The organism is Dendronalium sp. ChiSLP03b (assembly GCF_034531165.2).
Lineage (GTDB): Bacteria > Cyanobacteriota > Cyanobacteriia > Cyanobacteriales > Nostocaceae > Dendronalium > Dendronalium minutum.
In genome coordinates this window covers 12,380-35,246 of the sequence record NZ_JAVRBR020000113.1, presented here as the reverse complement: position 1 = coordinate 35,246, position 22,867 = coordinate 12,380, and the positions used below count along the sequence as shown (strand labels likewise).

Genomic DNA, 22,867 nt, shown 5'->3' with positions numbered 1-22,867 from the left:
AGATTCTGAAACTTTGATTGAGTCAAGCTTTGAGCCTTTATTTTCTAACAGTAACTAAAATTTATAGCCAAAACTTAGAAATTAAAGCCTCGAAAGGCTTTCAGCGATTGGGTTCTCCCAAAGTGATAAAAGAGGGATATACTCTCAACTGTAGGAGCCAGCTTAAGTAAGAAAGCCAGTTAAGAAACCCCTATCTTGTAAGGCTGTCAATCGTTTGTACTAAAGGTTTGGGACTGCCTGTGCTGTTCAACTTGTGCGATCGCAGCTATTTCAATAGAAAAGTATGAGTTAGTACTGAAATGAGAAAGCAAACTGGGCTTTGAGAAAGCATTTAAGCATTTTGAATAAGCAATCAGGCATTTTGCTTTTCCTTCTGCCTTCTTCAATCACTTTTTGTTCACATTTATGAGCAATCGTGGAATAGAAGGGTATTGAGCTAAAGCAACAGGGCTTAACAAACGTGGCATTTGCTTATATAGCATGTAGTAAATATAACAAGCTTTATTGCTATTGTTTACGTGAATCGTTCTAACGGTACGGTTCCTGCTCACACTGCAAACCATAGTTGCTTACTATTTCGAGATTATTAATACTTCGTTTGAAACTGACACATTTTTATAGGAGATGTTGTTATGAATTTCAGTCCAGTTAAAAATGCAATGGGCATCATTTCTACTCATCAAGCGGCAACACAGGTGCTTGATGAACTCAGAGCGATTGACTTTCCGATGCAGAAAATTTCTGTGTTTACTTTAGACTCTGAACACGAAAAGTTGCACAAGGATGCTAATGCGATTAAACATACCATGACTCCTATCGAAGGTGCCAAAGCAGGTGCAATTACAGGCGGAACAGCCGGGGGATTCCTGGCACTCACAGCCGGACTTGGTGTATTAGTTATTCCCGGTTTTGGGCCAGCGTTAGCGGTTGAATCTGTGGTGGGTACGCTGCTGGCGGGTGGAGCGAGTGCGCTTTTTGGTAGTGTTTATGGTGCTTTTCAAGGTTGGTTTGCTCCCGAAAGGCAAGTTTTACTCTGTCAGCCTACATCCCAAGAAGAATTCTTGGTGAAGGTAGAGGGAACAGTAGATGAAATCTGGCAAGCAGAACCGATTCTCCGTTACTGGGGTGTACGAGAGTGGCATGTTTATGAACTTAGCAAAAGATTCTCGTAATAACACTAATTTGAAAAAAGGTACAGATTCAAACAGAGAAAGCGATATTAGGCGTTGCTGATTGAAAGTATGAATTAATCTCACGCATAGACGCAAAGAATTGTTGTTTTGTCATATCCAAAAATGTCAATTTCAGAACGCCCCATATTAAATCTGAGAGGTTGTTTGAAAAGTGGTTAGCTGTGATTTTAGGCACTTATTGATCCCCCGTAACCCCCCTTAAAAAGGGGGACTTTCAGAAGTTTCCCCCCTTTTTAAGGGGGATCTAAAACTTTTTACTACCAATGAAAGGACTTTTCAAACATCCTCTGATGAATCTTAATTACGAATTAGTTTAGCGGTTCTTTCAATTTGGAGACTGAGATGACAGCAGATACGATCGCTACAAATACTTTTGCCCAGACAACAAAAGATTTACTCAACTATGAATGGCATACTCTGAGCGAACAAAAGGTTGTGCAAACGTTAGCCAGCCATCCGGAAGCAGGTTTGACCCATGAAGAAGCTACCAAACGACACCAGCAGATGGGTGCAAATCAACTGACTGGTAAAAGTGGAAAAAGTCCTTGGCTACGATTTTTAGAGCAATTTAATCAACCACTACTATACATTTTGCTGACGGCGGGAGTAGTAACGCTGCTGCTGCGAGATTGGATAGATGCGGGAGTAATTTTTGCCGTCACCCTAATTAATGTCATCATTAGCTACATTCAAGAATCGAAAGCAGAAGGCGCGATCGCTGCTCTATCCAAAGCTGTCACTACCGAAGCAACTTTGATTCGCGATGGTCAAAAAACCCGTCTGGCTTCGACTGAACTTGTTCTTGGTGATTTGGTACTGCTAGCATCTGGGGATAAAGTACCCGCCGATCTGCGGCTATTAAGTGTGCGTGGTTTGCAAGTTGACGAGTCTGCCTTAACAGGCGAATCCGTTCCGGTGGAGAAAGCAACGGCATCGCTGGCTGTCGAAACACCGTTAGCCGAACGAAGCAATATGGTGTATGCCGGAAGTTTCGTCAGTTTTGGACAGGCAGAAGGGATTGTAGTAGCGATCGCAGATGCCACTGAAATCGGTCGCATCTCGCAGTTAATTGAAAGCAGCACACATCTGAAAACACCGCTGACGCGAAATATTGACAAGTTTAGCAAAAGCTTGTTGTATGTCATTTTAGGTTTGGCTGCTCTGACATTTGCAGTCGGATTAGGACAAGGCGAATCTTGGATTGATGTTTTCAAAGCGAGTGTGGCTCTGGTAGTCAGCGCGATTCCCGAAGGATTGCCTGCAATTGTTACCGTCACTTTAGCGATCGGAGTTTCCCGGATGGCACGACGTAAGGCGATTATTCGCAAGCTACCTGCTGTGGAAACCTTGGGAAGTACCACCGTTATCTGCTCTGACAAAACTGGGACATTAACTGAGAATCAGATGACGGTTCAAAAGATTTATGTAGGTGGACAACACTACACCGTTAGCGGTATTGGTTATGCCCCAGACGGTGAAATCCTGATGAATGGACAGCCTGTTGATTTCAATGGAGATGGACATGTTGCTCTTTGGGAATCCTTGGAAGCAGGATTGCTCTGCAATGATTCTCATATCGAATGGGGAGACGGACAGTGGGACTTAGTAGGAACCCCAACTGAGGGAGCATTGATTACAGCTGCCAATAAAGCGGGATTGACGCAAGCGAATCTAGAGCAAGAATTACCTAGAATAGACACCATTCCCTTTGAGTCCCAATTCCAGTACATGGCGACTTTGCATGAATTAGATGCAAAGCGATCGCTGAATGTGATTTATCTCAAAGGTTCTGTAGAGGCAATTCTCCAACGATGCGATCGCCTGCTCGATGCTCAAGGACAACTCGCTCGTCTCAATCCTGCCGCAGTAGAACAGGAAGTTGCTGACATGGCAAACCAAGGATTACGAGTGCTAGCTTTTGCCAGCAAAGAAGTTGCCACTAAGCGATCCTTGGATCGTAATGATATCGATCGAGGACTGGTGTTTCTGGGACTTCAAGGCATAATCGATCCGCCTCGTGAGGAAGCGATCGCCGCAGTCAAAGCCTGTCAATCTGCCGGGATTCAGGTGAAGATGATTACAGGCGACCATGCACTAACAGCAGCTGCGATCGCCCGTCAAATGGGAATTTGCTCAACTGAAGAACAGGTGTTCACCGGACAGCAATTAGCTCAGATGGATGAAAAAGAATTCGCCCAAGCGGCTGAACAAGGTATGGTATTTGCGCGAGTTGCGCCAGAACAAAAGTTGCGTCTGGTGAAAGCGTTGCAGCTTAAGGGCGAAATTGTGGCCATGACTGGAGATGGTGTCAACGATGCTCCAGCTCTCAAACAGGCAGATATTGGTGTAGCAATGGGTATAGCCGGGGCAGAGGTTGCCAAAGAATCGGCGGATATGCTTCTAACTGACGATAACTTCGCCTCAATTGAAGCTGCTGTGGAGGAAGGACGAGGTGTTTACCGCAACTTGCGAAAAGCGATCGCCTTCTTGCTGCCGATCAACGTTGGAGAATCCATGACAATTTTGATTGCCATTCTCCTAGCAACCGTGCTTCCCATCTTACCAATCCAAATTCTCTGGCTCAACATGGTCAGTTCAATAGCATTGATTGCTCCGCTTGCCTTTGAGCCAAAATCTGGACAGGTGATGCAACAACCACCGCGCAACCCCAGAGAAAGACTTTTATCGGGTGGGTTACTCCAGCGCATTGTGGCGATTTCCATCTTCAATTGGCTGGTAATTTTTGGGATGTTTCAATGGATACTTCAAACTACAGGCAATGAACCATTGGCGCGCACGATGGCAATTAATGGGCTGGTGGCGGCAGAAGTCTTTTACCTGTTAAGCATTAGCCAGTTTTTACCATCTCTAGTCGTGAGAATCCAAGGTAAACGTACACCCGTAGCTTATACACCTGCGATCGGAATTGTAGTTGTAGTGATTTTACAATGTCTGTTGAGTCAGTGGAGCATGATGAATCAAGTATTTGATACCACACCTTTGACATTTACCCAAGCTCTCATTTCTATAGGTGTAGGTTTGCCAGTAGTGTTCATAGCTCTTATTTTGCAGCGCTTCGATCCGCTTAACTAGGTGGATACCTGAGTCAGGAACTCCTGACTCAGCTACAGAATCTTGGCGCTCAATGCACTAAACCAGCACGCAAAGCACGGACAGCAGCTTGCGTGCGGTCAGCAACACAGAGTTTACCCAGAATCCCGCGAACATGAGTTTTGACAGTACCGACAGTCAAGTAAAGTCTGTTGGCAATTTCTGCATTATCGCATCCAGCAACAATCAACTCCAAAACTTCCGTTTCTCGTTGAGTCAAGGCAGAAGTTTCGATGGTTTTCTCAAGTTCTGGGTCAAGACCTTCAATCATCACCCTTTTTGTACTTGCTCCTCCACTAACATTGTCCTCGCGTACTTGCCGGAGTACAATATCTGCAATTGCTGGGTCAATCCATGGGCTACCTGTATAAGTAGTTTTGACTGCATCCACTAACTTTTCACTTTCAATATCCTTCATGCAGTAAGAATCTGCTCCCGCCCCAAAAGCAGCCAACACAGCTTCCTCGCTATTCTGCATGGTTAGAATTAGCAATTTTGTTGTGTATTCTGGATTCTCTTGTTGGCATTGTCTGTACTGGCGTGTCAGTTCAATACCATCCATGTCAGGCAAGCCAATGTCGATAGTGGCAACATCTGGCTTTAGCGCCTTTAGAAGCTGCAACCCATCCGTTGCATTAGCAGCTTCACCAACAATTTTAATTTCTGCCTCGGTTTGTAAAGCAGCCCGTAAGCCTATTCTAGTAAGGTTGTGGTCTTCAATCACAACGACCTTAATCTCACTCATGGCTGGTTACCTCTACCCGAATCTATCTAAAGTACAGAATAAAATACATTGCCCTTCTATTTGGAAGTTTATACCAAGAGGTAGATATTTAGTATTTTTTTAGGAAACTACATCTACCATAAGTGATAAAAAAACTCTACTGTAGTGGGATAACGATAAAAGTTTATCAGAAAAACTTGACATATAGTACATTTGTATGCATTTTACAAGATAAACTTTATGTTTTAGATAACTAAATTCTTAGGGTTTAGGCTGGAGATGGATGAAACGGTAATCAAATGAAATACTTTTCCTCATTATTGAATTAACTATGGTTTCAAATAAATTTGCTAAAAAAGACAGAATTTTGGTTGTTGATGATGTTTATGACAATTTGCTACTACTAGCGGCAATTTTACAAGATGAAGACTATGAAATTAACTTAGTGGAAGATAGCAAAACTGCTTTAAGTATAGTTGACGAGTTTCGACCAGATTTAATACTTTTAGATGTAATGATGCCGGAATTAGATGGGTATGAGTTTACTCATCGTGTGCGACAAAATAAAACGCTACCATACATTCCGATCTTGCTAATTACCGCTCACGTTCAGTCTAGCGTGGTTGAAGGACTGGACGCAGGTGCTGATGACTTTATTCGTAAACCATTCGACCCAGATGAGCTACAAGCACGAGTGCGATCGCTTTTGCGTCTCAAACATAGTATAGACGAACGCGACCACATGGCTAGTCTGCGGGAAGATTTTGTTTCGCGGTTCACTCATGATTTGCGAACACCTCTGGTAGCTGCAAACCGGGTATTAAAATTAATGGGAGAAGGAATGTTTTGTGCAGTTACACCAGAATTAATTGAAATAGTGAATACTATGGTGGGCAGCAATACGGATTTGCTGGCAATGGTGAATACATTGTTAGAAGTTTACAGACATGAGGCTGGCTGTAAATACTTAAATGTTTCTCCATGTAATATTCAAGAATTAGTTAACGAAGTTATTCAACAATTAAAACCGCTAGCAGAAGAAAAAGGACTAAATTTAAAATTTGGATTGGCAGAAAATATAAATAGCGAGCAAGAAATAAACATTACTATAATGGGCGATCGCGTAGAATTGCGACGGGTTTTAACAAACATTATAGGCAATGCAATTAAATTTACAGAAAAAGGTTATATTGATGTTCGCTTAAATTTATCTGAGAAGAATGTACTGATTGAAATTGAAGATACAGGTTCTGGAATTTCTCAACAAGACCAAGCATTATTATTTGAACGTTTTCGTCCTGGTAAACATCAGGGTTCAGGTAGTGGTTTAGGGCTATATTTATCTCGTTACATCATTGAGGCACATCAGGGTTCAATTGCAGTGAAATCTGAACCAGGCTATGGCAGTATATTTACTATAAATTTGCCGATAAATACGGCTAATTGAGAAGCAAAATCGTAATAATATTTAGTTTTTTTGATGGCAAGACTGAATAAAATAGTGTTCGCAGATTTTCACTGCGAACACCAAATACAGGCAAGAGACAGACACGGATTTTTGTAATTACCAACCTTATGTACAGTAATTTTCTGCTTTATAAACTATAGCTGGAATCAGAATAAGCTATTGCGTTACTCTGTTGTCCAGAGTTGTAGGATTGGCATTTACAGCAGATTTCAAGTTGGTGAGGTACAGATAATTGTAAGGGCGAACGGCCGTTCGCCCCTACTTGTGTACTTCATTTACCTGAAAAACGCTGTATAAGCAAGTGGTTTAGCTCAGTTCATTAAAAAATGCTGCAAAAAGGAATTAATTTAGGGAAAAAGTAAAGATAAATTAATAATCTTTTTCCCTAAAGGTTGAAACCGTATTATTCTAGAGCCTTCTTAACTTCATCTTTGAGATTTTCGGCAGTATGACGAACTTGAGACTCTGCTTGCTTTGCTTGACCTTCAGCTTTATCATTTGGGTTGCCAGTAATATCGCCGACTACTTCTTGAATTTTACCTTCGACATTTTTGGCTACAGCTTTTGCTCTATTTTCAATACTCATATATACTCCTACTTATCTGAATTCTTTACTAAAAGGCTTATTAAGCCATCCAACATTTATAGATTATCTGTTTAATTTTTTTTTGCATTCTCTCTGAAGAATATAATTAATCAATTTTTGTTATCCGTGCTACGTAGTTTTTTTAAATTTAAACTTATCTTTTAGATTCAAATACTTATCTCTAGATAGAGGTAAATACTTCCCTGATTTTATCAAAAGATAAAAGGCTTTATGACTGTAGGTAGACATCACTCAGTGCAACCAACTGATAATTGTGTAGCTACAGCAAGTTGGCAGTATGTCAATCCTAGCTCTACCACTTGAGCAGATAACACCTGGGGAGAAACAGCATAAAGTAGTTTGAACGCGCATCTGTTTTGAAAAGCAAGGGGCAGGGGAGAACTTGTTACAAGTTTTCCCTACTCCACACTTACAAATCAGCCATTCACAGTAAAATCCCACAACCAAAGTTGAAATATCTTTCCCCTAAACGCTTACACCCCTATACCCATTTTCAAGCGAGACAACCACGGACAATTGCCCACAACAACAGCATGAAAATATCTCTTTCCCAATCAATAGTGAGCCAGCAATCCTTTCGGCAGTCCCCCAGACGCTCGGTCGCGTAGCGTCTCACGCCACTTGACGGCAGTTGCTACAACGGGGAGGCAGCCGCGTGGGCGGGTTTCCCTCCGCACAGCGCTGGCTCCTCTACTTGGGGAGCCGAGCCACCCCGTTGGACGGGTTCCCCGGCTTGTAGACGCTTTGCGGCTTCCCGCAGGGTAGAGAGTGGCGTGAAATCCCAAGACCCTAACGGGTGACGCTCGTTCGCTCTTAGCGTCTCACCTTGGGAGAGGACTCGCGCTTCGCTGCGCTAACAGCAGTTCTTCTACTTGGGGAGACCCCAAGACAGAACTGCCTCACTATCAAGACGGGGGCTGCCGACGCTCCCAAGGAGTCATACTTCATCCGTCATCAGTCCCCATTTTCAAGACAGAAATTCATAGAAAATCAGACTGTAAAACAATCATATTTAAAACAGTAATATCTCATCTAGAGATTTAATATTTGTATTCAATCTGAAAGAAGAGGCTTTGATGGCTATCTATTATCTAAAGATTTTCAATATTAGTTCGCCAGATAGATTATAAATATCAGAGCTAAATTTTAATATGTAATTGTCAAAAACGAAAACCCCAAAACAAATTATACAAAGGAGTGATTGACATGGGTAACATAATTGCTTGGTTAGTTTTAGGTCTAATTGCAGGTGCATTAGCTAAAGCATTTTATCCTGGACACCAAGGGGGCGGTATTTTTGCCACTATTGGGCTAGGAATTTTGGGAGCTTTAATAGGTGGTTATTTAGGTCAAATTTTGTTAGGTAGTAGTGCAGCAGCTGCGGCATCAATAGGTGCTTTATCTATTGGAAGTATTATCTTTTCTGTTCTTGGTGCTATGTTGTTGATTTTTCTTTGGGGTTTATTTACTAGACGGGCTGTGTAATTACCTCAAGCTAATTAACAATTTTAGAAAAACTACAGAGAAATGGAAAAAGGAGTACAGCAAAGAGCAGTAGGAGTTTTTGCCAAAAGTTCAGATGTAGAATTAGCGTTTTCTGAACTAAAAGTAGCTAAATTTCCGATGGATAAAGTCTCTGTAGTTGCACGCAATGCAGAACAAGAAGACGAAATTGTCGGCGTTGAAGTTAGGGAACATATTGGTAATCAAGCTGACGAAGCAGCATTAGCTGGAGCAATTGCTGGCAGTACTTTGGGTGACTTGAGTGGCTCGTTAGTTGGTTTAGGACTTTTAGCAGTGCCTGGCGTTGGTCCCATAATGTTTGCGGGTGCAGAAGCAACAGCAATTGCGACAGCTTTAGCTGGCGGTGCTGTTGGTGCAGCCGCAGGTAGTCTAGGTGGTGCATTGATAGGTTTAGGTATTCCTGAAGAAGAAGCAAAACTTTACAGTGATTTAGTATCTAAAAGCTTCTACTATTTAGTAATAGTAAGTGGTGCAGAAGAAATTCATATTGCTGAAAAAATTCTTAGTCAATTTGGTATTCAACGGTGGGGAGTTTATAAGGTATCTACGCCCTTGGCATACCGCTACAAAAATGCAGCTGGTATTTTTTATGAATGCCAATATGCAGAGCAAGCACTTACTGAATTAAAAGAAGCTGGCTATCCTACGAGTCAAGTTTCTTTATTTATCCAAGAAAGACTTTTTGATGAAAGTCTTAGCAATGTGAATGTCATTAGTAATTATGACTTGACTAATTTAGGAATGCCTGATGAAATTGCAAAACATTATAAGTCTTGTTTGACTCCGGGCAGTTATTTAGTAGTCCTCAGTGGTACTGATATCCAGATCGCAGCTGCAAAAACTATTTTAAAAGCTAACAAAGTAGAAAATTTTCATATCTATGTTCCACTAGTTGTTAACACGGCTATCAACAATTATCAATTAATTAGTAAGAAGCGTTAGAAAGTGAGTTGGAACTATAAAAGTTAGCATGACTGAAGTATTCTGAAACAAAGTTGTTAGCTTACCATAAATTATTGAATAATTCTAATACAGGAAGGTAAAGATGAAAAGAATAGTTACTTTTTTAGCAAGTGGCATTTTGTTATTTAGTGTAGCTGCTTGTAACGGAGCAAAAACTTCTAGTGTGGCTCCAGACTCTACTCAAGATGAAGTAAAAGTGCCGAGTGCCGAAGAGGCAAAAGATGCTAAACAAGATGCTATCAGCGAAACTCGTAGAAGACAACTAAATGAAGATATCAGAGCGAGTGAACAACGCAACAATACTTTTAATGAAGGTGCATTAGAAAATAGATCTGATAAAGATGTTGCCAGTGAGGTTCGTAGTAAATTGGAAGCAAATATACCTGCTAGTGCGCTCGTTATCGAAACAAAAGATGGTGTTGTTACAGTATCAGGAACTGTTCCTACCCAGCAGCAATACGATAAAATTGCTAACCTAGCAAAAGAAATTAAAGGTGTTAAAGATGTAAAGATTCAAGCTACTGTAGCTCCGGCTAAAACTGAAAAAAATAACTAAAAAATTCTGCTTTTGTTGATTTGGGCGTAAGACTACAAATTAGGAATCAGGTATTAGAGGATGGGAAAGATAGATAATTTTCCATCCTCCTTTTAGCACCATGCATTAAAAAGGAACTGGTAATTGGAGATATAGGAGAGAAGGCTTCGCTATTAAAAATCTGACTTTTCACGGCATCTGGAAAACGCTATTTTGAGCTTTTCTCAAACCCTGATTTTTACGTTAACCATTTTCATTAACATAGAACTATTGAGAATTAGGCTGTGGAAAAAGTCACCTTGTTTTGCGGTTTGAGGACTTCCCGTGAAAAGTCAGATTAAAAATAGGTGTACGGGGAATTTCTACCTTGTCTAACTTGTCTTGCTTGTTCCTTTTTCATGCTTAAACACTTTCTCGAAAATTCTATACTCTACTAAATGCAAAATTTTACCACTTAAATTCGTTTGTTCATACTCTCTATAAATTTGTCCGCCAAGCCTTTCTGGGATTCTGCGACTGGGGATATTTGCTCGATCTACAGGGTATATAAGATACTCGTAATCTAAATTACTTTCAGCCCATTCTTTCAGGGCAGTAATAGTCTCTAGTCCATAACCATTACCTTGTGCTGATTTTTTGAGCCAAATACCTAATTCTGGACGTTTATTATTAAGCTTGTGTATACCACTACACCCTAAAAATTCTTGAGAATCTTTTGCTAAAATCACTACAACTAAGTCATTCCGGTTTTGCATGTTTAGTAGCGATTCACTAATAAATAATTCCGTTTCATGGATATCTTTAGGTGAGCGGGGATGCATGTAAGTAGTAATTTTCTCCGTAAATTCTCTAAAAATGACTTCTTTATACTCCAGTGAAATAGGCTGCAATAAGAGGCGATTTGTGGATATTTTTAAGTTCAAGAGTTTCATGACAATCTTTCAATAATGTATTTGAATAGACTGCGATTTTAAGTTAAACTACAGTAGTTTGTAGTGCCTTAATTTTTACATTAAAGCTTTTTCAGTATTGGCAGTAACACAACCCTGAATAAATTCATCAAATCTTCAGAAAGAAAAAATCGTAGTAATCTTATGAAAGAGCTAAAGTTTTGTTAAGATGCTAATGCTAGGAGATTCTTCACGGGAATTATTCACTCAGCATGTGAAGAAATAAAAAGTACTAGCAGCACAGAGTTAAAAAGGTGAAGCAATGACCACCTACATTTTCTTTGAAGATGCCCTCCGGATGCTTACCAACGCCTATTTGCTATCAGCAGTGATGCTAATCGCAGCTTCTGGTATAGGTTTGGCAGTCATCGAAACGATTGAAAAGACAGGAGAACGCTAAATTAAGCCCTGGTGGTGTGCTTTGTGCCCAAAGCATTGAGTGCATGTGTTCGCTGTGAAGTAATCCTGGGAACACTAAACCAAGAAAGTCTCACAGCGTTGCAGTATTACCTGAAAGTCAAGAAACGTAAAGGTAACTGTACCGCTACTGAGACTCCAATCCAGGAGCAAACTACAATGGGTTTATTTGACACAGTATTGGGCAGGCAAAAACCAGCCCAAGAATTCTTTAGTCCAGCAGAAGCTTTTGCTGCTATTACCTTGGCGGCTGTAGCCTCAGACGGATATCTTGCTGATGAGGAAGCGCGTGGAATCTCTGCTGCACTATCTCGAATGAAGCTTTTTAGAAGTTATTCTAATGATGTAATGGGTAGGCTATTTGACAAACTCCTGGGCATTCTCCGCCGGGATGGTATTAATACTTTGTTTAATGCAGCCAAAGAATCTCTACCCCAAGACTTACGAGAAACAGCTTTTGCTGTAGCCACAGACCTAGTGTTAGCCGATAGTACCGTAACTGAAGAAGAACAAAACTTTTTAAATGACCTGCATCAGGCTTTGGGTATTTCCAGTGAGATAGCACTGCAAATTGTGCAAGTGATGTCAATTAAAAATCAGGGGTAAGGTTATAGTGCAGAACAAATCACCATAACCTAGCTATATGTATTATATAAACTAAGTGTGCCAAAGGAGTTAAGCTTCTTTGGCAATACTTTTGGCGCGATTGTGATGGCGATCGCACCACAATCTGTAAAATATCTATTCAGTACTTTATATTTTCTAAGAAGAATTAGTAGGATTAAAAGAATTTTATCCTTTTACCACAGCAAGCTAACACCAGAAAATCCGAACGCTTTTTGCTTGACAAATTTCAACAATTTATCTTTGGGAATCATCTCAACTGTTATGCCTTGGTCTGCCAACCTATCTCAACTGATTGAAATCCTTTTAGCTCAGTCTGTAAACTTATCTGAAGCTGCCTTAGCACAAGTAAGTAATGGTATACAAACAGATACGCGTATTTTAAAGCCGGGTGAAGTATTTTTAGCTTTACGGGGTGAAAAATTTGATGGACACGAATTTGTCCCCACAGCAATTGCTAAAGGTGCTGTAGCTGCAATCGTTGATTATGACTACGAAAATCCGGGATTGCCTGTATTGCAGGTCAAAAATACCTTAGAAGCATATCAAAAAATCGGCAGATGGTGGCGCGATCGCTTTAATATTCCAGTGATTGGGATAACTGGTTCTGTGGGCAAAACCACAACCAAAGAACTCATTGCCGCAGTTTTAGCCACCCAAGGACGAGTTCACAAAACTTATGGAAATTTCAATAACGAAATCGGTGTCCCGAAAACCCTCCTAGAACTGGGTGCAGAACATGACTACGCCGTGATTGAAATGGCGATGCGTGGTAGGGGACAAATTGCCGAACTGACGCAAATATCGCGTCCTACCATTGGAGTGATTACTAATGTGGGAACGGCACATATTGAATTATTGGGTTCCGAAGCAGCAATCGCTGAAGCTAAATGCGAATTATTAGCAGAAATGCCCAAGGATAGTGTAGCCATTCTCAACCACGACAATCCTCTATTGATTTCCACAGCAAAGAAAGTTTGGTCAGGGGAAGTTTTAACTTACGGTCTTTCTGGCGGTGATATTCAAGGACAATTACTTGATAACGAAACTATAAACGTAGCAGGAGTGCAGCTAACTTTACCCCTACCCGGTCGTCACAATGCCACTAATTTTTTGGCAGCTTTAGCGGTAGCAAAAGTGTTGGGAATTGACTGGTCAACACTGAAAAGCGGTGTGATGGTGAATATGCCAGCAGGGCGATCGCAGCAGTTTACCTTACCTAATGATGTCATAATCTTAGATGAGACTTACAATGCTGCACCAGAAGCTATGCTTGCAGCGTTACAGTTATTGGCAGACACACCTGGAAAGCGCAAGATTGCCGTGTTAGGTGCCATGAAAGAATTAGGAGAGCGATCGCAGCAGTTGCACCAACAAGTCGGCGAAACAGTGCGAAAGTTGCAATTAGACGGTTTGTTAGTTTTAGTTGATGGACAAGATGCCGAAGCGATTGCTATTAGTGCTGGAGGGATTCCCTCGGAGTGCTTTGCCACTCATGCCGATTTGGTAGCTAGGTTGAAGACATTTGTGCAAGAGGGCGATCGCTTATTATTCAAAGCTGCCCATTCAGTGGGATTAGATCGCGTTGTCAATCAGTTTCGCTCAGAATTCCCTAGCTAAATTAGGTAACAAATAATGACCAATCAGCTAATGGCTAAGGGTGCAATTAGTCATTAGCTTTTTATTTACTGAGATGATACAAACTCTTCCCCGTATTTAGGCATCAAACTTCAATACGCTTCATTCAAGGATTATTGGTCTAGATAATTGGTATTTGAAGACGCGATTTATCGCGTCTCTACATGAGGATGGGCGATCGCTTTAGGTACTTTCTCTATTCATAGAGCCATTTTTCTTACAAATATATAAATTTTTTTGAGAATATAAGTAATTTATATAAAATTATCTTTATTCGTGATGTAGTCAGTGAAATCACGCAAACGCAATCAACCCTGAACTATTGGACAAGCTAAAGGGGTAAAAATGAGTTCTAAATCTCACGTCAAACTAACGATCGCTCTCATCAATCCAGACTTAGATGAAGAGGAACAGGAACGGGAAACGCGAAATCTGCTAAGAGAAATCAGAGATTTAGATGTAGAAAGTGCAGAACTCGTAGAAGCTACAGAAATACCCGAAAGAGGCAAGCCTTTTGGAGGCTTTTTGCTAGGGGTGTTGCAGGCAGAGGTGAGTATTGCCAATTTTAAGAAATTGCTGGGATTTTTGTGCGTAGACGCTCTTAGCGGCTTGTCATCAGACATCGCTTGGGTAACAAAACCATCGAATTGGAAGTTGAGGCTAACGGTAAAAAACTCAAAGTCAAAGCTAGTAGTCAGCAAGAGTTAGCCGCCGCCATTGAACAAGCGCAAAAGTTTATCGCAGGTAAATAAGAAATTCCAGCACTAAGGAAAAATAACGAGATGGCAAAAGTAGCACTGCTAATAGGAGTCAGTGAGTATGGAGCAGATATTACCTCATTGCTTGCGGCTACAAAAGATGTAGAGGCAATGCAGCGAGTTTTACAAAATCCAGAAATGGGAGGATTTGCCGAGACGGATATTACAGTACTAAAAAATCCCGAACGGCAGGAAATGGAAGATGCGATATACAGACTTTTTGCCAATCGCCAAAAAGAAGACCTGTTGCTGTTTTACTTCTCTGGTCATGGAATAAAAGATGAAAACGGCAAGCTTTACTTATCAAACTGTACCACTCGCAAAGAGAATGGCAAGCTGGTTAAGCACTCGGCAGTAGCAGCTAGTGTTCTCAATGAGAATATGAATGAAAGCAAATCCGAAAGACAGGTAGTGATTTTGGATTGCTGTTTTAGTGGGGCAATTGCTCGTGATATGACTCCAAGAGATGACAGCACAGTAGATTTGCAGGAGGAGCTAGGCGGAAAAGGACGAGCAATTCTAACTTCTTCCACATCCACTCAGTACTCATTTGAGCAAGAAAGTTCAGAACTCTCAATTTACACCCATTATTTAGTAGAAGGTATTGAAAAAGGAGCAGCCGATAAAGACGGAGATGGACGGATTTCAGTTGATGAACTGCATGAATATGCCAGTGTTAAAGTCAAGCAAGCAGCCCCAGCGATGACACCCAAAATCTATCCTGTAGAAGAAGGTTTCAAGATTTACCTCGCTAAAGCACCAAAAGGCGATCCAAAGCTTATTTATCGCAAACTAGTTCAAGAATTGGCAAAGGAAGGTGGTGGTGAAATTCATGAACTCGATCGCATTACATTACAAGTGAAACAGGAGAATCTGCAACTAGCGCTTGAAGAGGCAAATGCAATAGAAGCTGAGGTTTTAAAACCTTATCAAGAGTACAAAAGAAAATTACAAAAATATGAAGAAGCGTATTGTAAGGCAAAAGAATCAGATTCTATTATCAGCGATCAAACTCGCACAAAATTGATACGAATTCAGGAAAATTTAGTACTTAGGGATGAAGACATAAACCCAATTGAAGCCCGAATTAATGAGATACAACATTCAAAAACTATCGACCATACAGATGAAGATACAGCGAAAATAGAAGCTTCCATAATTGATGACGAACAGCTAATTACCCCATCTCTAATAAATCCTCCACACCGACCAAATAATAATCTTCTCCAATACATAGGAGCGTGCATCATCGGAGCAATAGGAGTAGTTATTGGTGGTACTGTAGTATATTTTCTATATCAACGTGTAGATCAGCCCAAAATTAGCTCTTGTGCTAAAGAGCAGTATAGTTTGGGTAACAAAATAAGCTTGGGTAACAAAATTTTATTAAAACAAGATACGAACCCAGATAAAGAAGCTGGAGTTAAAGCATTTGCTAATGGTGATTGTTTGACTGCTATTAATAAGTTAAAGTCATATCGCACAACTAATCGTAGAGATCCAGAAGCACTGATTTACTTAAATAATGCTGAGGCTCGCCAGAAAGGAGAACGGCTCAAAATTGCTGTGAGCGTACCAATTGGTACAAACCAAAATGTAGCAGAAGAAATGCTACGCGGTGTGGCTCAAGCTCAATATGAAGTGAATAGCAGTGGCGGCATTAATGGCAAAGCTTTGGATGTAGCGATCGCTAATGATGATAATGACCGAATTCAAGCCTCAAACATTGCTGATCAGTTTGTCAAAGATCCCAGTATTCTGGCTGTAGTGGGACACAACTCTACCGAAGCTTCAGCTGCTGCCGGTGAAGTCTATAAAGGCAATGGATTAGTGATGATAGCTCCCACGAGTTTTGACCAAAACCTTACTGATTCAGGCAAGTATATATTTCGTACTGCTCCCACTAATTCTTTATTAGCGCAGAAATTGTCTGATGACGCTATCAAAAAGATTAGTAAACCTAATATTCTTATTTGTATTGATTCAGCATCTGGTTATCAACAGTTTAAGGTGGATTATCGCAAAGCAATAGAGACTAATGGTGGTATAATTAATCCTAAAAATTGTAATATTTCTGATGCTAATATCAACTTTAATTTGGTAATTGATGAGGCGAAGAATCGTAATGCAAATGGCTTGCTTTTAGCTTTTCCTGTAGACAGAATTCAGAAAGGTCTAGAAGTGGTAAAAGCTAATCGAGGAAAGTTGCCATTATTTGGTTATCCTTCACTGTATACGGAGCAAACTCTAAAAGATCCCAAAGCCAATGTTAATGGTATGGTACTTGTTGTACCTTGGCATCCAACAGCATTTCCTAATAATCCCTTTCCGCAAAAAGCTCAACATATTTGGAGTGCACCTATAAATTGGCGAACGGCTACGGCTTATGATGCAACTAAAGCGATTATCGAAGGCTTGTGGAAGAGTAACACTCGTGAAGGACTACAACAGGTGTTGCACAGTCCTAATTTTTCAACCAATGGTGCAACAGGAAAGATTCAGTTTTCACCATCAGGCGATCGTATAAATCCTGCCATCTTCTTAGTAAAAGTTCAACAAAAATATGGTACTGATGAATATGAATTTGTGCCAATCAAACCTTAGTTTTCTTTAATATTTTATCTGAAGCGATGCCTGTTTTTTATAAGAGATAGTGCATAAAACTATCAATGAAACTCTATCTAGCTAAGAGTGCGATCGCCTTTCTCTAAAAGCCTTAAATCTATCTTAATTTGACAATAGTTTTCTGAATTATGATGTCCAGATTTATCAATAGTTATAAATTATTATTTACCCAATTTTTAAAGTTACGAATAGCTTGACTTCTACCAATCGTTAAACATTGCTGAACATACTCATTAACTAATTCAAAAATTGGGATATCTGGGAAATTAGGACTAGATTGAGCTTTAATATACTTTCCGTTCTGTAGCAGAGAAATTTCTAAACCTTTTTGTGTATATCGCCAAAGTTCAGGAACACCTAAAATCTCATAGTTATCAAATCGAGTGCGAGAGGTAATGTCAATCTCAATTGCTAAATCTGGTGGTGGCTCTACAGTTAAATCAATCCGATTTTTGCCAATTACAGCAGCTTGATTTTGAATATAAAAACAGGTATCTGCTTCTACTGCTTGCCGCATTTGCTCATTTTTTAGTGTTGTAGAACCAAAAGGTTCAAAATCAATTTGACGTTTGTCTAATAAAATTCTCACCAATTCACCAAATATTTCTTTATCTTTTTCATGTTCGGGCAGGGGAACCATAATTTCTAACCAGCCATAACTATAAGAAATGCGCGTAGCACTCCTTCCTTCCAATTCTTCTAAAATATTTTCTAATTGCTGCCAACTAATATTTTGTAGCAACATTTGTTGACCTGGTTTGACGATAATTTGTTGCAGTTCTAAAAGCATATCGCCTCAAAGAGTGGATGTAGATATTATTCTAAATCGGTCGAGTAAGTAACGCGATCTGACTCTAAGATTCCAGGGTACGCCCAAAGGCGATCGCTCCTAACTCAACTTACAACCAGATATTTCCGGTAAAATCAAGTTCTGAGGACTGTGGATAGGGAGAAACTTGGGGTGCCTACACTCGGCGTAAATATCGATCATATTGCCACCATCCGGCAAGCGCGGCGGACGGTGGAACCAGACCCCGTAGCGGCGGCGGTACTGGCAGAATTAGGGGGTGCAGATGGAATTACGGTGCATCTGCGGGAAGATAGACGGCATATCCAAGACCGGGATGTGCGTTTGTTGCGGCAAACAGTCAGAACGCACCTGAATTTAGAAATGGCCGCTACAAATGAAATGGTAGCGATCGCTCTTGATATCAAACCAGATTACGTGACTTTAGTACCCGAAAAACGAGAAGAAGTCACTACAGAAGGCGGCTTAGATATCGTCGGACAAATTGCTAGAATAAGCGAGATAGTCGATAAATTGCAGAGCGCTGGCATTCCAGTTAGTCTATTTATCGATGCTGAACCAGCACAAATCGAAGCATCAGTCAAGGTGCAGGCGCGGTTTATTGAACTGCACACTGGGCAATATGCTGAGGCTGGGGATGAAACTAAGCGTCAGCAAGAACTTGCTGTATTAGCTCAAGGGTGCGAGCAAGCGATTCAAGCTGGATTACGAGTCAACGCTGGTCATGGACTGACTTACTGGAATGTCTATCCGGTAGCTGCGCTTCCAGGGATGGAAGAACTGAATATTGGCCATACCATTATCAGTCGGGCAGCTTTAGTGGGTATAGAAAGAGCAGTCCGCGAAATGAAACAAGCTATACAGGGGAATTTGTAAACTGTTGACTGTTAACCGATGATTGATGACTGTTGACAGTAATAAATTAGAAGAGGGGTTGTAACTGCGAAATCTAGAAAGAAGTGTGAAGGGGCGCGAGGTCTTACGCTCGTACTGTAAAGTATGAAGTAGAGAATTTTTCTCCTACCCTACCCTACGGGTTCTCCGAAAGAGTACGGTAACGGCTAAAGCCGAACTGCCTTTACCCTTCTTTGTTGTGTTGGTCAAATTTTTAGTAAAGACTTCTATGAGCGCAACACAGTCTAACAACCTTCCGCTTTGGGTACAGGATAGGGATCGGGTAATTGCAGAAAGTACTGATGCCCAGTGGCGTTATCAAACACTCCCAGATTATTCTCGCTCCAAAGAGAATCTGGCCAACGAAAGTACACGCAATCATCTTGAGGGTACATTAGAGGCGATCGTAGAAAACTTGGTGAGAACCTTTGAGATGGAGGTGTCATTCAAAACCAACCCGCAACAGTGGTTGTCGATTGTCAATGACAAGTTTCGTGTAAGTACCAATGGTGGAGCTGAGTACACAGCAACAGATTTAGCAACACAGGGTACTTACAATTTATTTATGGCTGATTCCGCAAATTATAAAGCTTCAGAAGAAAGCTTTGAATCATCAGCAAAACTCTTCCATACAACCTTTCCTCAAGGGTTTCCTTGGGAGGTGTTGGAAGTGTTCTCAGGCCCACCAAACGTAACATTTAAGTGGCGGCACTGGGGACATTTTAATGGTGTATATAAAGACTATGCACCGACAAAAGAAACAGTGGAAATTATCGGCATGAGCATTGCCCGTGTAACCGATGACTTGAAGATTATTTCTTTGGAACACTACTTTGACAACACACTGTTTTTAGACAAACTAACAGCTGGTGGCAAAACAAGTAGTGAAAGCCAAGGAAGTGCTTGTCCCTTCAGTTCTTGGTTCAAAAAATTCCACAAAAGTTAGGAACTAGGGTACAGATTTGTTTCTGTACCCTGAAATTATTCATTAGTAACCGCAGGATGAAAATGCAAACATACTATTACGTTTTAGCAAGTCAACAATTTCTAATACATGAAGAACCGCTCGACGAAGTGCTGAAGGAACGCACCCGTCACTATCACGAACAAGAAAAAGAAATTGATTTTTGGTTAGTGCAGCAACCAGCTTTCTTAGAAGCACCTGAGTTGGCAGAGGTGAAGGCTAAATGTCCCAAACCAGCAGCCGCAATTATTTCTACCAATCTCCAGTTTGTTACCTGGCTAAAACTGCGATTAGAGTATGTGATTGTAGGAGAATTTCAGGCTCCTTCCGAGACAATCCCCAATCCTTTAGCATCTCTCACCAGTGTGTCCTGATATCTTCAATAGTCAATAGTCAATAGTTAATGGTCAATTATCATCAGACTAGGGACTATTGACCAATAACTAATAAAATCTTTTAAGTAAATCCAGTTTATGCAACCCAATTCTGTGCAGCGATTTGAGACTTTATCGAGTGCTTTAGGACTAGCGATCGCAGGATTAATGGCTAGTATAACTTCTGCGGTTGCTCAACAAAATATTCCCGTTTGTCAACCACCGACTGCTGGAGAGTATGTTTTACTAGTAGTCAGTCCCACAGCGGATAATCAGAAGCAGTTACGTAGTGCCTTGCCGAATGAACTCCAAGCTACGACCTGCCAATATCTGACTGAGACAGTCACACGGATAGGGGGATTTAAAAAGATTGACGATGCCAACCGTTGGGCGAGGTATATCAATAATATTGTCGGGTTATCTGCTATCATTACCACACGACCTGTTGATACAGCACAATCGCAACCTTCGTCACCATCTCAAACAGTTAGCTACAATCCTCAAGTGCTAGGAGAAGGATATGCGGTATTAGTGGATTATTTCAACCGTCCAGAATTGGCAAGTAACGTCCAACAAGTGGTAGGAGGTAATGTGGGTTTTGCTTCTTATGGACAACGACCTTACTTGCTGGCGGTTTATACTACCAATCAACAAGAAGCATACAGCACATTACAAAAGCTCAACGATCGCGGCTTTATTGCTGTCCTAGTAGATAGCCGCAAAGTAGTACTACTGCGATCGGTTGTGCGGTTACAGTAGTGCTTGAAGGCAGGAGGCAGATGGAGACAACGGGGACAAGGAAGACAAGGAAGATGATTCTTAACTCCTAATTCAGAACTTAGCAACGCCAGTTGTTACAACGGAGGGAACCTCACGCCAGTTTTATCAAGTCGGCAGAGCCTTGACGCTCGTGACGCTCGATAACTCGCGCTTCGCTGCGCTAACGGCAGTTCCTCATGGGCAGCCACTCCGTTGCGGTGAGCAGTCCGTTGGGCGGCTTCGCCGACTTGAAGGAACTGCGAACCCGAAGGGGGGTTCCCACCGTTGTAGGCGGAACGCCTTCCCGCAGAGTAGGAAGTGGCGTGGAAACCCCCAAGACCAGACTGCCTCACCACGAGACTGGCTTTGCAACGCACTGACTCCTCAGTACTCATTAATAAGCAGACCTCGCTAACCAATAGATGGTGATGCCCAAAGCCGAACCAGCTATTACTTGCACCGGTGTGTGTCCTAGCAATTCCTTGAGGCGGTCTTGGCTAAAGTCTGGTTTTTCGTGAAATAATTCATCAATCATTTGATTGAGGATACGAGCTTGCTTGCCAGCTGCTTGGCGAACTCCTGCTGCATCGTACATGACGATGATGGCAAAAACTGTAGCCAATGCAAAATCAGGCGATGCCCAACCAAGAGTTTGCCCGACACCAGCTGCTAGAGCCGTAACTAGGGCTGAATGGGCACTGGGCATACCCCCAGTTGTCACTAAAACACGCACATTCAGTTTGCGATGTTTGACGAGCTCGATTATGAGCTTTAGTGCTTGAGCAATTAAACAAGCTACCAGAGCAACCAGCAGTACCCGGTTGTCTAAAATGTCGCCTATGTCCTGCATGGTTTGGTATCGATCTAGTGATTGCGACTGGTGATAAAGTGAGCGATCGCTTCAAGTGGCTGTGCTAGTTTCCCAAATGGTTTTAACTCAGCACAAGCTGCTTCAATTAGCTGCTGGGCTTTGGCACGAGATTCCTCAATTCCCCAAAGGCTGGGATAAGTTACTTTCTTGGCTGTGAGGTCTTTACCAGCGCTTTTGCCTAACTGCTCCTTTGTAGCAGTGATATCCAGGATATCATCCACGATTTGAAACGCTAGTCCAATATTTTGAGAATAGCGAGTTAGTCGTTGTACATCTTCAGATGATGCTCCAGCTATAATACCGCCACAAACGACACTAGCTTCTAAAAGGGCAGCTGTTTTATGGTTATGAATAAAAGTAAGAGTTTCTAAGGAAATATCCGACTTACCTTCTGAGTCTAGATCGACCACTTGACCACCGACTAAACCAGCAGCTCCCAGCGCTCGTCCGAGACGGGCAACTACTTGCAAAACTCTATCTTTGGGAACGCTGTCGGGAGTTTGAGTAGCAACCATCTCGAAGGCATAAGCTAACAAGCCGTCACCAGCCAAAATTGCGACCGCATCGCCGTAGATTTTGTGATTGGTCAACTTACCACGACGGTAATCATCATTATCCATTGCCGGCAGGTCGTCGTGAATTAGCGACATTGTGTGGATCATCTCCACTGCACAAGCCGCTGGCATTGCCATTTCAATTGTGCCACCCATCATTTCACAAGTAGTAAGGCAAAGAATGGGTCGCAAACGCTTACCTCCAGCTAATAGCGAGTAGCGCATCGATTCGTAAATCTTTTCTGGATAAATGATAGGAATAGCCTTATCCAAAGCAGCTTCACAAATCTTTTGCCGCTCTTTTAAATAGGCTAATAGGTTAAAAGTGGCTTCCTCTGGCGTTTTCTGAAGGTTGTCAGCTGCTACCATTCTTAAATTCCTTAAATTTTAGGCTTTTGGCTATTTGTTACATACGTCCCAATTTTAAGGGGCTTTGGAGCTGAAAAAGTTATGAGAAAAGTGAGGAGTTAAAAATTAAAAATTAAAAATTTGTAACTTCTAACTCT

General features: G+C 41.4%; 23 protein-coding genes. 15 read left to right on the top strand and 8 right to left on the bottom strand.

The features are described 5' to 3' along the window. Positions 1 to 632: 632 nt before the first annotated feature. Both RMY31_RS26030 and RMY31_RS26025 read left to right on the top strand, forming a co-directional pair. Positions 633 to 1,172 (top strand): hypothetical protein, encoded by a 540-nt coding sequence (locus RMY31_RS26030; protein ID WP_322666360.1) that lies wholly within the window; start codon positions 633 to 635, stop codon positions 1,170 to 1,172. A gap of 363 nt (positions 1,173 to 1,535) precedes the next feature. Continuing rightward, positions 1,536 to 4,286: a cation-translocating P-type ATPase gene (locus RMY31_RS26025; RefSeq protein ID WP_409878440.1), complete on the top strand. Its 2,751-nt coding sequence runs from the start codon at positions 1,536 to 1,538 to the stop codon at positions 4,284 to 4,286. Positions 4,287 to 4,335: 49 nt separating this feature from the next. Here the strand turns inward: RMY31_RS26025 and RMY31_RS26020 are convergent, their stop codons facing one another. Next, positions 4,336 to 5,049: a response regulator gene (locus RMY31_RS26020; protein ID WP_322666358.1), complete on the bottom strand. Its 714-nt coding sequence runs from the start codon at positions 5,047 to 5,049 to the stop codon at positions 4,336 to 4,338. A 310-nt stretch (positions 5,050 to 5,359) separates the two neighbouring features. On the opposite strand from RMY31_RS26020, the gene RMY31_RS26015 reads away from it, so the two are divergent. Next, the gene (locus RMY31_RS26015; protein ID WP_322666356.1) at positions 5,360 to 6,475 is read left to right on the top strand and encodes a hybrid sensor histidine kinase/response regulator; all 1,116 of its coding nucleotides are present in this window, start codon (positions 5,360 to 5,362) and stop codon (positions 6,473 to 6,475) included. Between the two features lie 424 nt (positions 6,476 to 6,899). Here the strand turns inward: RMY31_RS26015 and RMY31_RS26010 are convergent, their stop codons facing one another. After that, positions 6,900 to 7,082, bottom strand: a complete 183-nt coding sequence (locus RMY31_RS26010) for a CsbD family protein (RefSeq protein ID WP_322666354.1) — start codon at positions 7,080 to 7,082, stop codon at positions 6,900 to 6,902. A gap of 575 nt (positions 7,083 to 7,657) precedes the next feature. Next, entirely contained in the window at positions 7,658 to 7,780 is a 123-nt protein-coding gene (locus RMY31_RS26005; RefSeq protein ID WP_409878437.1) for a hypothetical protein, read from the bottom strand. A 529-nt stretch (positions 7,781 to 8,309) separates the two neighbouring features. Between RMY31_RS26005 and RMY31_RS26000 the strand changes: the two genes are divergently transcribed. The 3 genes from RMY31_RS26000 to RMY31_RS25990 all read left to right on the top strand — a co-directional run bounded on the left by RMY31_RS26000 (position 8,310) and on the right by RMY31_RS25990 (position 10,146). After that, the gene (locus RMY31_RS26000) at positions 8,310 to 8,588 is read left to right on the top strand and encodes a GlsB/YeaQ/YmgE family stress response membrane protein (RefSeq protein WP_322666352.1); all 279 of its coding nucleotides are present in this window, start codon (positions 8,310 to 8,312) and stop codon (positions 8,586 to 8,588) included. A 42-nt stretch (positions 8,589 to 8,630) separates the two neighbouring features. After that, positions 8,631 to 9,569, top strand: coding sequence for a hypothetical protein (locus tag RMY31_RS25995; protein ID WP_322666351.1), 939 nt, complete (start codon positions 8,631 to 8,633; stop codon positions 9,567 to 9,569). A 103-nt stretch (positions 9,570 to 9,672) separates the two neighbouring features. Then, entirely contained in the window at positions 9,673 to 10,146 is a 474-nt protein-coding gene (locus RMY31_RS25990) for a BON domain-containing protein (RefSeq protein WP_322666349.1), read from the top strand. A 350-nt stretch (positions 10,147 to 10,496) separates the two neighbouring features. Here RMY31_RS25990 and RMY31_RS25985 read toward each other — a convergent pair whose 3' ends face one another. Further along, positions 10,497 to 11,057, bottom strand: a complete 561-nt coding sequence (locus RMY31_RS25985; protein WP_322666347.1) for a GNAT family N-acetyltransferase — start codon at positions 11,055 to 11,057, stop codon at positions 10,497 to 10,499. A gap of 280 nt (positions 11,058 to 11,337) precedes the next feature. On the opposite strand from RMY31_RS25985, the gene RMY31_RS25980 reads away from it, so the two are divergent. The 5 genes from RMY31_RS25980 (at position 11,338) to RMY31_RS25960 (ending at position 17,116) form a co-directional block, all read left to right on the top strand. Further along, positions 11,338 to 11,475 (top strand): hypothetical protein, encoded by a 138-nt coding sequence (locus tag RMY31_RS25980; RefSeq protein WP_322666345.1) that lies wholly within the window; start codon positions 11,338 to 11,340, stop codon positions 11,473 to 11,475. A 176-nt stretch (positions 11,476 to 11,651) separates the two neighbouring features. Beyond that, positions 11,652 to 12,098: a tellurite resistance TerB family protein gene (locus tag RMY31_RS25975; RefSeq protein ID WP_322666368.1), complete on the top strand. Its 447-nt coding sequence runs from the start codon at positions 11,652 to 11,654 to the stop codon at positions 12,096 to 12,098. A gap of 282 nt (positions 12,099 to 12,380) precedes the next feature. Beyond that, complete coding sequence (gene murF / locus RMY31_RS25970) at positions 12,381 to 13,736, top strand: UDP-N-acetylmuramoyl-tripeptide--D-alanyl-D-alanine ligase (RefSeq protein ID WP_322666366.1); 1,356 nt, start codon at positions 12,381 to 12,383, stop codon at positions 13,734 to 13,736. Between the two features lie 363 nt (positions 13,737 to 14,099). Further along, on the top strand, positions 14,100 to 14,462 hold the full coding sequence (locus RMY31_RS25965) for a hypothetical protein (protein WP_322666344.1): 363 nt from the start codon (positions 14,100 to 14,102) through the stop codon (positions 14,460 to 14,462). A gap of 74 nt (positions 14,463 to 14,536) precedes the next feature. After that, positions 14,537 to 17,116, top strand: a complete 2,580-nt coding sequence (locus tag RMY31_RS25960) for a caspase, EACC1-associated type (protein WP_322666342.1) — start codon at positions 14,537 to 14,539, stop codon at positions 17,114 to 17,116. A gap of 172 nt (positions 17,117 to 17,288) precedes the next feature. On the opposite strand, the gene RMY31_RS25955 is transcribed toward RMY31_RS25960, so the two are convergent. Then, a complete protein-coding gene (locus RMY31_RS25955) occupies positions 17,289 to 17,927 on the bottom strand; it encodes a Uma2 family endonuclease (RefSeq protein WP_322666340.1) in 639 nt (212 codons plus the stop codon). Positions 17,928 to 18,098: 171 nt separating this feature from the next. Here RMY31_RS25955 and RMY31_RS25950 point away from each other — a divergent pair, with 171 nt between their 5' ends. From RMY31_RS25950 to RMY31_RS25935, 4 genes are all read left to right on the top strand, one after another. Then, positions 18,099 to 18,821 carry a pyridoxine 5'-phosphate synthase gene (locus RMY31_RS25950; protein WP_322666338.1) on the top strand — a complete coding sequence of 241 codons (723 nt, stop codon included), beginning with the start codon at positions 18,099 to 18,101 and terminating at the stop codon, positions 18,819 to 18,821. A 247-nt stretch (positions 18,822 to 19,068) separates the two neighbouring features. Continuing rightward, complete coding sequence (locus RMY31_RS25945; RefSeq protein WP_322666336.1) at positions 19,069 to 19,785, top strand: SnoaL-like polyketide cyclase; 717 nt, start codon at positions 19,069 to 19,071, stop codon at positions 19,783 to 19,785. Between the two features lie 62 nt (positions 19,786 to 19,847). Continuing rightward, on the top strand, positions 19,848 to 20,177 hold the full coding sequence (locus tag RMY31_RS25940; RefSeq protein ID WP_322666334.1) for an MgPME-cyclase complex family protein: 330 nt from the start codon (positions 19,848 to 19,850) through the stop codon (positions 20,175 to 20,177). Positions 20,178 to 20,276: 99 nt separating this feature from the next. Next, entirely contained in the window at positions 20,277 to 20,936 is a 660-nt protein-coding gene (locus RMY31_RS25935) for a hypothetical protein (protein ID WP_322666332.1), read from the top strand. A gap of 95 nt (positions 20,937 to 21,031) precedes the next feature. Here RMY31_RS25935 and RMY31_RS25930 read toward each other — a convergent pair whose 3' ends face one another. Genes RMY31_RS25930 through crtE form a run of 3 tightly spaced genes read right to left on the bottom strand, consistent with a single transcriptional unit; the run spans position 21,032 to position 22,730 of the window. Beyond that, positions 21,032 to 21,331 (bottom strand): hypothetical protein, encoded by a 300-nt coding sequence (locus RMY31_RS25930; RefSeq protein ID WP_409878431.1) that lies wholly within the window; start codon positions 21,329 to 21,331, stop codon positions 21,032 to 21,034. Next, complete coding sequence (locus tag RMY31_RS25925; protein ID WP_409878430.1) at positions 21,331 to 21,786, bottom strand: divergent PAP2 family protein; 456 nt, start codon at positions 21,784 to 21,786, stop codon at positions 21,331 to 21,333. The genes RMY31_RS25930 and RMY31_RS25925 overlap by 1 nt, the downstream gene beginning before the upstream one ends. A 14-nt stretch (positions 21,787 to 21,800) precedes the next feature. Further along, positions 21,801 to 22,730: a geranylgeranyl diphosphate synthase CrtE gene (crtE, locus tag RMY31_RS25920; protein WP_322664273.1), complete on the bottom strand. Its 930-nt coding sequence runs from the start codon at positions 22,728 to 22,730 to the stop codon at positions 21,801 to 21,803. Positions 22,731 to 22,867: the final 137 nt, after the last annotated feature.

Excerpts from the sequence above, each read along its gene's own strand:
- RMY31_RS26030 (WP_322666360.1), top strand. The coding sequence starts at position 633 with ATGAATTTCAGTCCAGTTAAAAATGCAATGGGCATCATTTCTACTCAT.
- RMY31_RS26025 (WP_409878440.1), top strand. The coding sequence starts at position 1,536 with ATGACAGCAGATACGATCGCTACAAATACTTTTGCCCAGACAACAAAA.
- RMY31_RS26020 (WP_322666358.1), bottom strand. The coding sequence starts at position 5,049 with ATGAGTGAGATTAAGGTCGTTGTGATTGAAGACCACAACCTTACTAGA.
- RMY31_RS26015 (WP_322666356.1), top strand. The coding sequence starts at position 5,360 with ATGGTTTCAAATAAATTTGCTAAAAAAGACAGAATTTTGGTTGTTGAT.
- RMY31_RS26010 (WP_322666354.1), bottom strand. The coding sequence starts at position 7,082 with ATGAGTATTGAAAATAGAGCAAAAGCTGTAGCCAAAAATGTCGAAGGT.
- RMY31_RS26000 (WP_322666352.1), top strand. The coding sequence starts at position 8,310 with ATGGGTAACATAATTGCTTGGTTAGTTTTAGGTCTAATTGCAGGTGCA.
- RMY31_RS25995 (WP_322666351.1), top strand. The coding sequence starts at position 8,631 with ATGGAAAAAGGAGTACAGCAAAGAGCAGTAGGAGTTTTTGCCAAAAGT.
- RMY31_RS25990 (WP_322666349.1), top strand. The coding sequence starts at position 9,673 with ATGAAAAGAATAGTTACTTTTTTAGCAAGTGGCATTTTGTTATTTAGT.
- RMY31_RS25985 (WP_322666347.1), bottom strand. The coding sequence starts at position 11,057 with ATGAAACTCTTGAACTTAAAAATATCCACAAATCGCCTCTTATTGCAG.
- RMY31_RS25980 (WP_322666345.1), top strand. The coding sequence starts at position 11,338 with ATGACCACCTACATTTTCTTTGAAGATGCCCTCCGGATGCTTACCAAC.
- RMY31_RS25975 (WP_322666368.1), top strand. The coding sequence starts at position 11,652 with ATGGGTTTATTTGACACAGTATTGGGCAGGCAAAAACCAGCCCAAGAA.
- murF (WP_322666366.1), top strand. The coding sequence starts at position 12,381 with ATGCCTTGGTCTGCCAACCTATCTCAACTGATTGAAATCCTTTTAGCT.
- RMY31_RS25965 (WP_322666344.1), top strand. The coding sequence starts at position 14,100 with ATGAGTTCTAAATCTCACGTCAAACTAACGATCGCTCTCATCAATCCA.
- RMY31_RS25960 (WP_322666342.1), top strand. The coding sequence starts at position 14,537 with ATGGCAAAAGTAGCACTGCTAATAGGAGTCAGTGAGTATGGAGCAGAT.
- RMY31_RS25955 (WP_322666340.1), bottom strand. The coding sequence starts at position 17,927 with ATGCTTTTAGAACTGCAACAAATTATCGTCAAACCAGGTCAACAAATG.
- RMY31_RS25945 (WP_322666336.1), top strand. The coding sequence starts at position 19,069 with ATGAGCGCAACACAGTCTAACAACCTTCCGCTTTGGGTACAGGATAGG.
- RMY31_RS25940 (WP_322666334.1), top strand. The coding sequence starts at position 19,848 with ATGCAAACATACTATTACGTTTTAGCAAGTCAACAATTTCTAATACAT.
- RMY31_RS25935 (WP_322666332.1), top strand. The coding sequence starts at position 20,277 with ATGCAACCCAATTCTGTGCAGCGATTTGAGACTTTATCGAGTGCTTTA.
- RMY31_RS25930 (WP_409878431.1), bottom strand. The coding sequence starts at position 21,331 with ATGAGTACTGAGGAGTCAGTGCGTTGCAAAGCCAGTCTCGTGGTGAGG.
- RMY31_RS25925 (WP_409878430.1), bottom strand. The coding sequence starts at position 21,786 with ATGCAGGACATAGGCGACATTTTAGACAACCGGGTACTGCTGGTTGCT.
- crtE (WP_322664273.1), bottom strand. The coding sequence starts at position 22,730 with ATGGTAGCAGCTGACAACCTTCAGAAAACGCCAGAGGAAGCCACTTTT.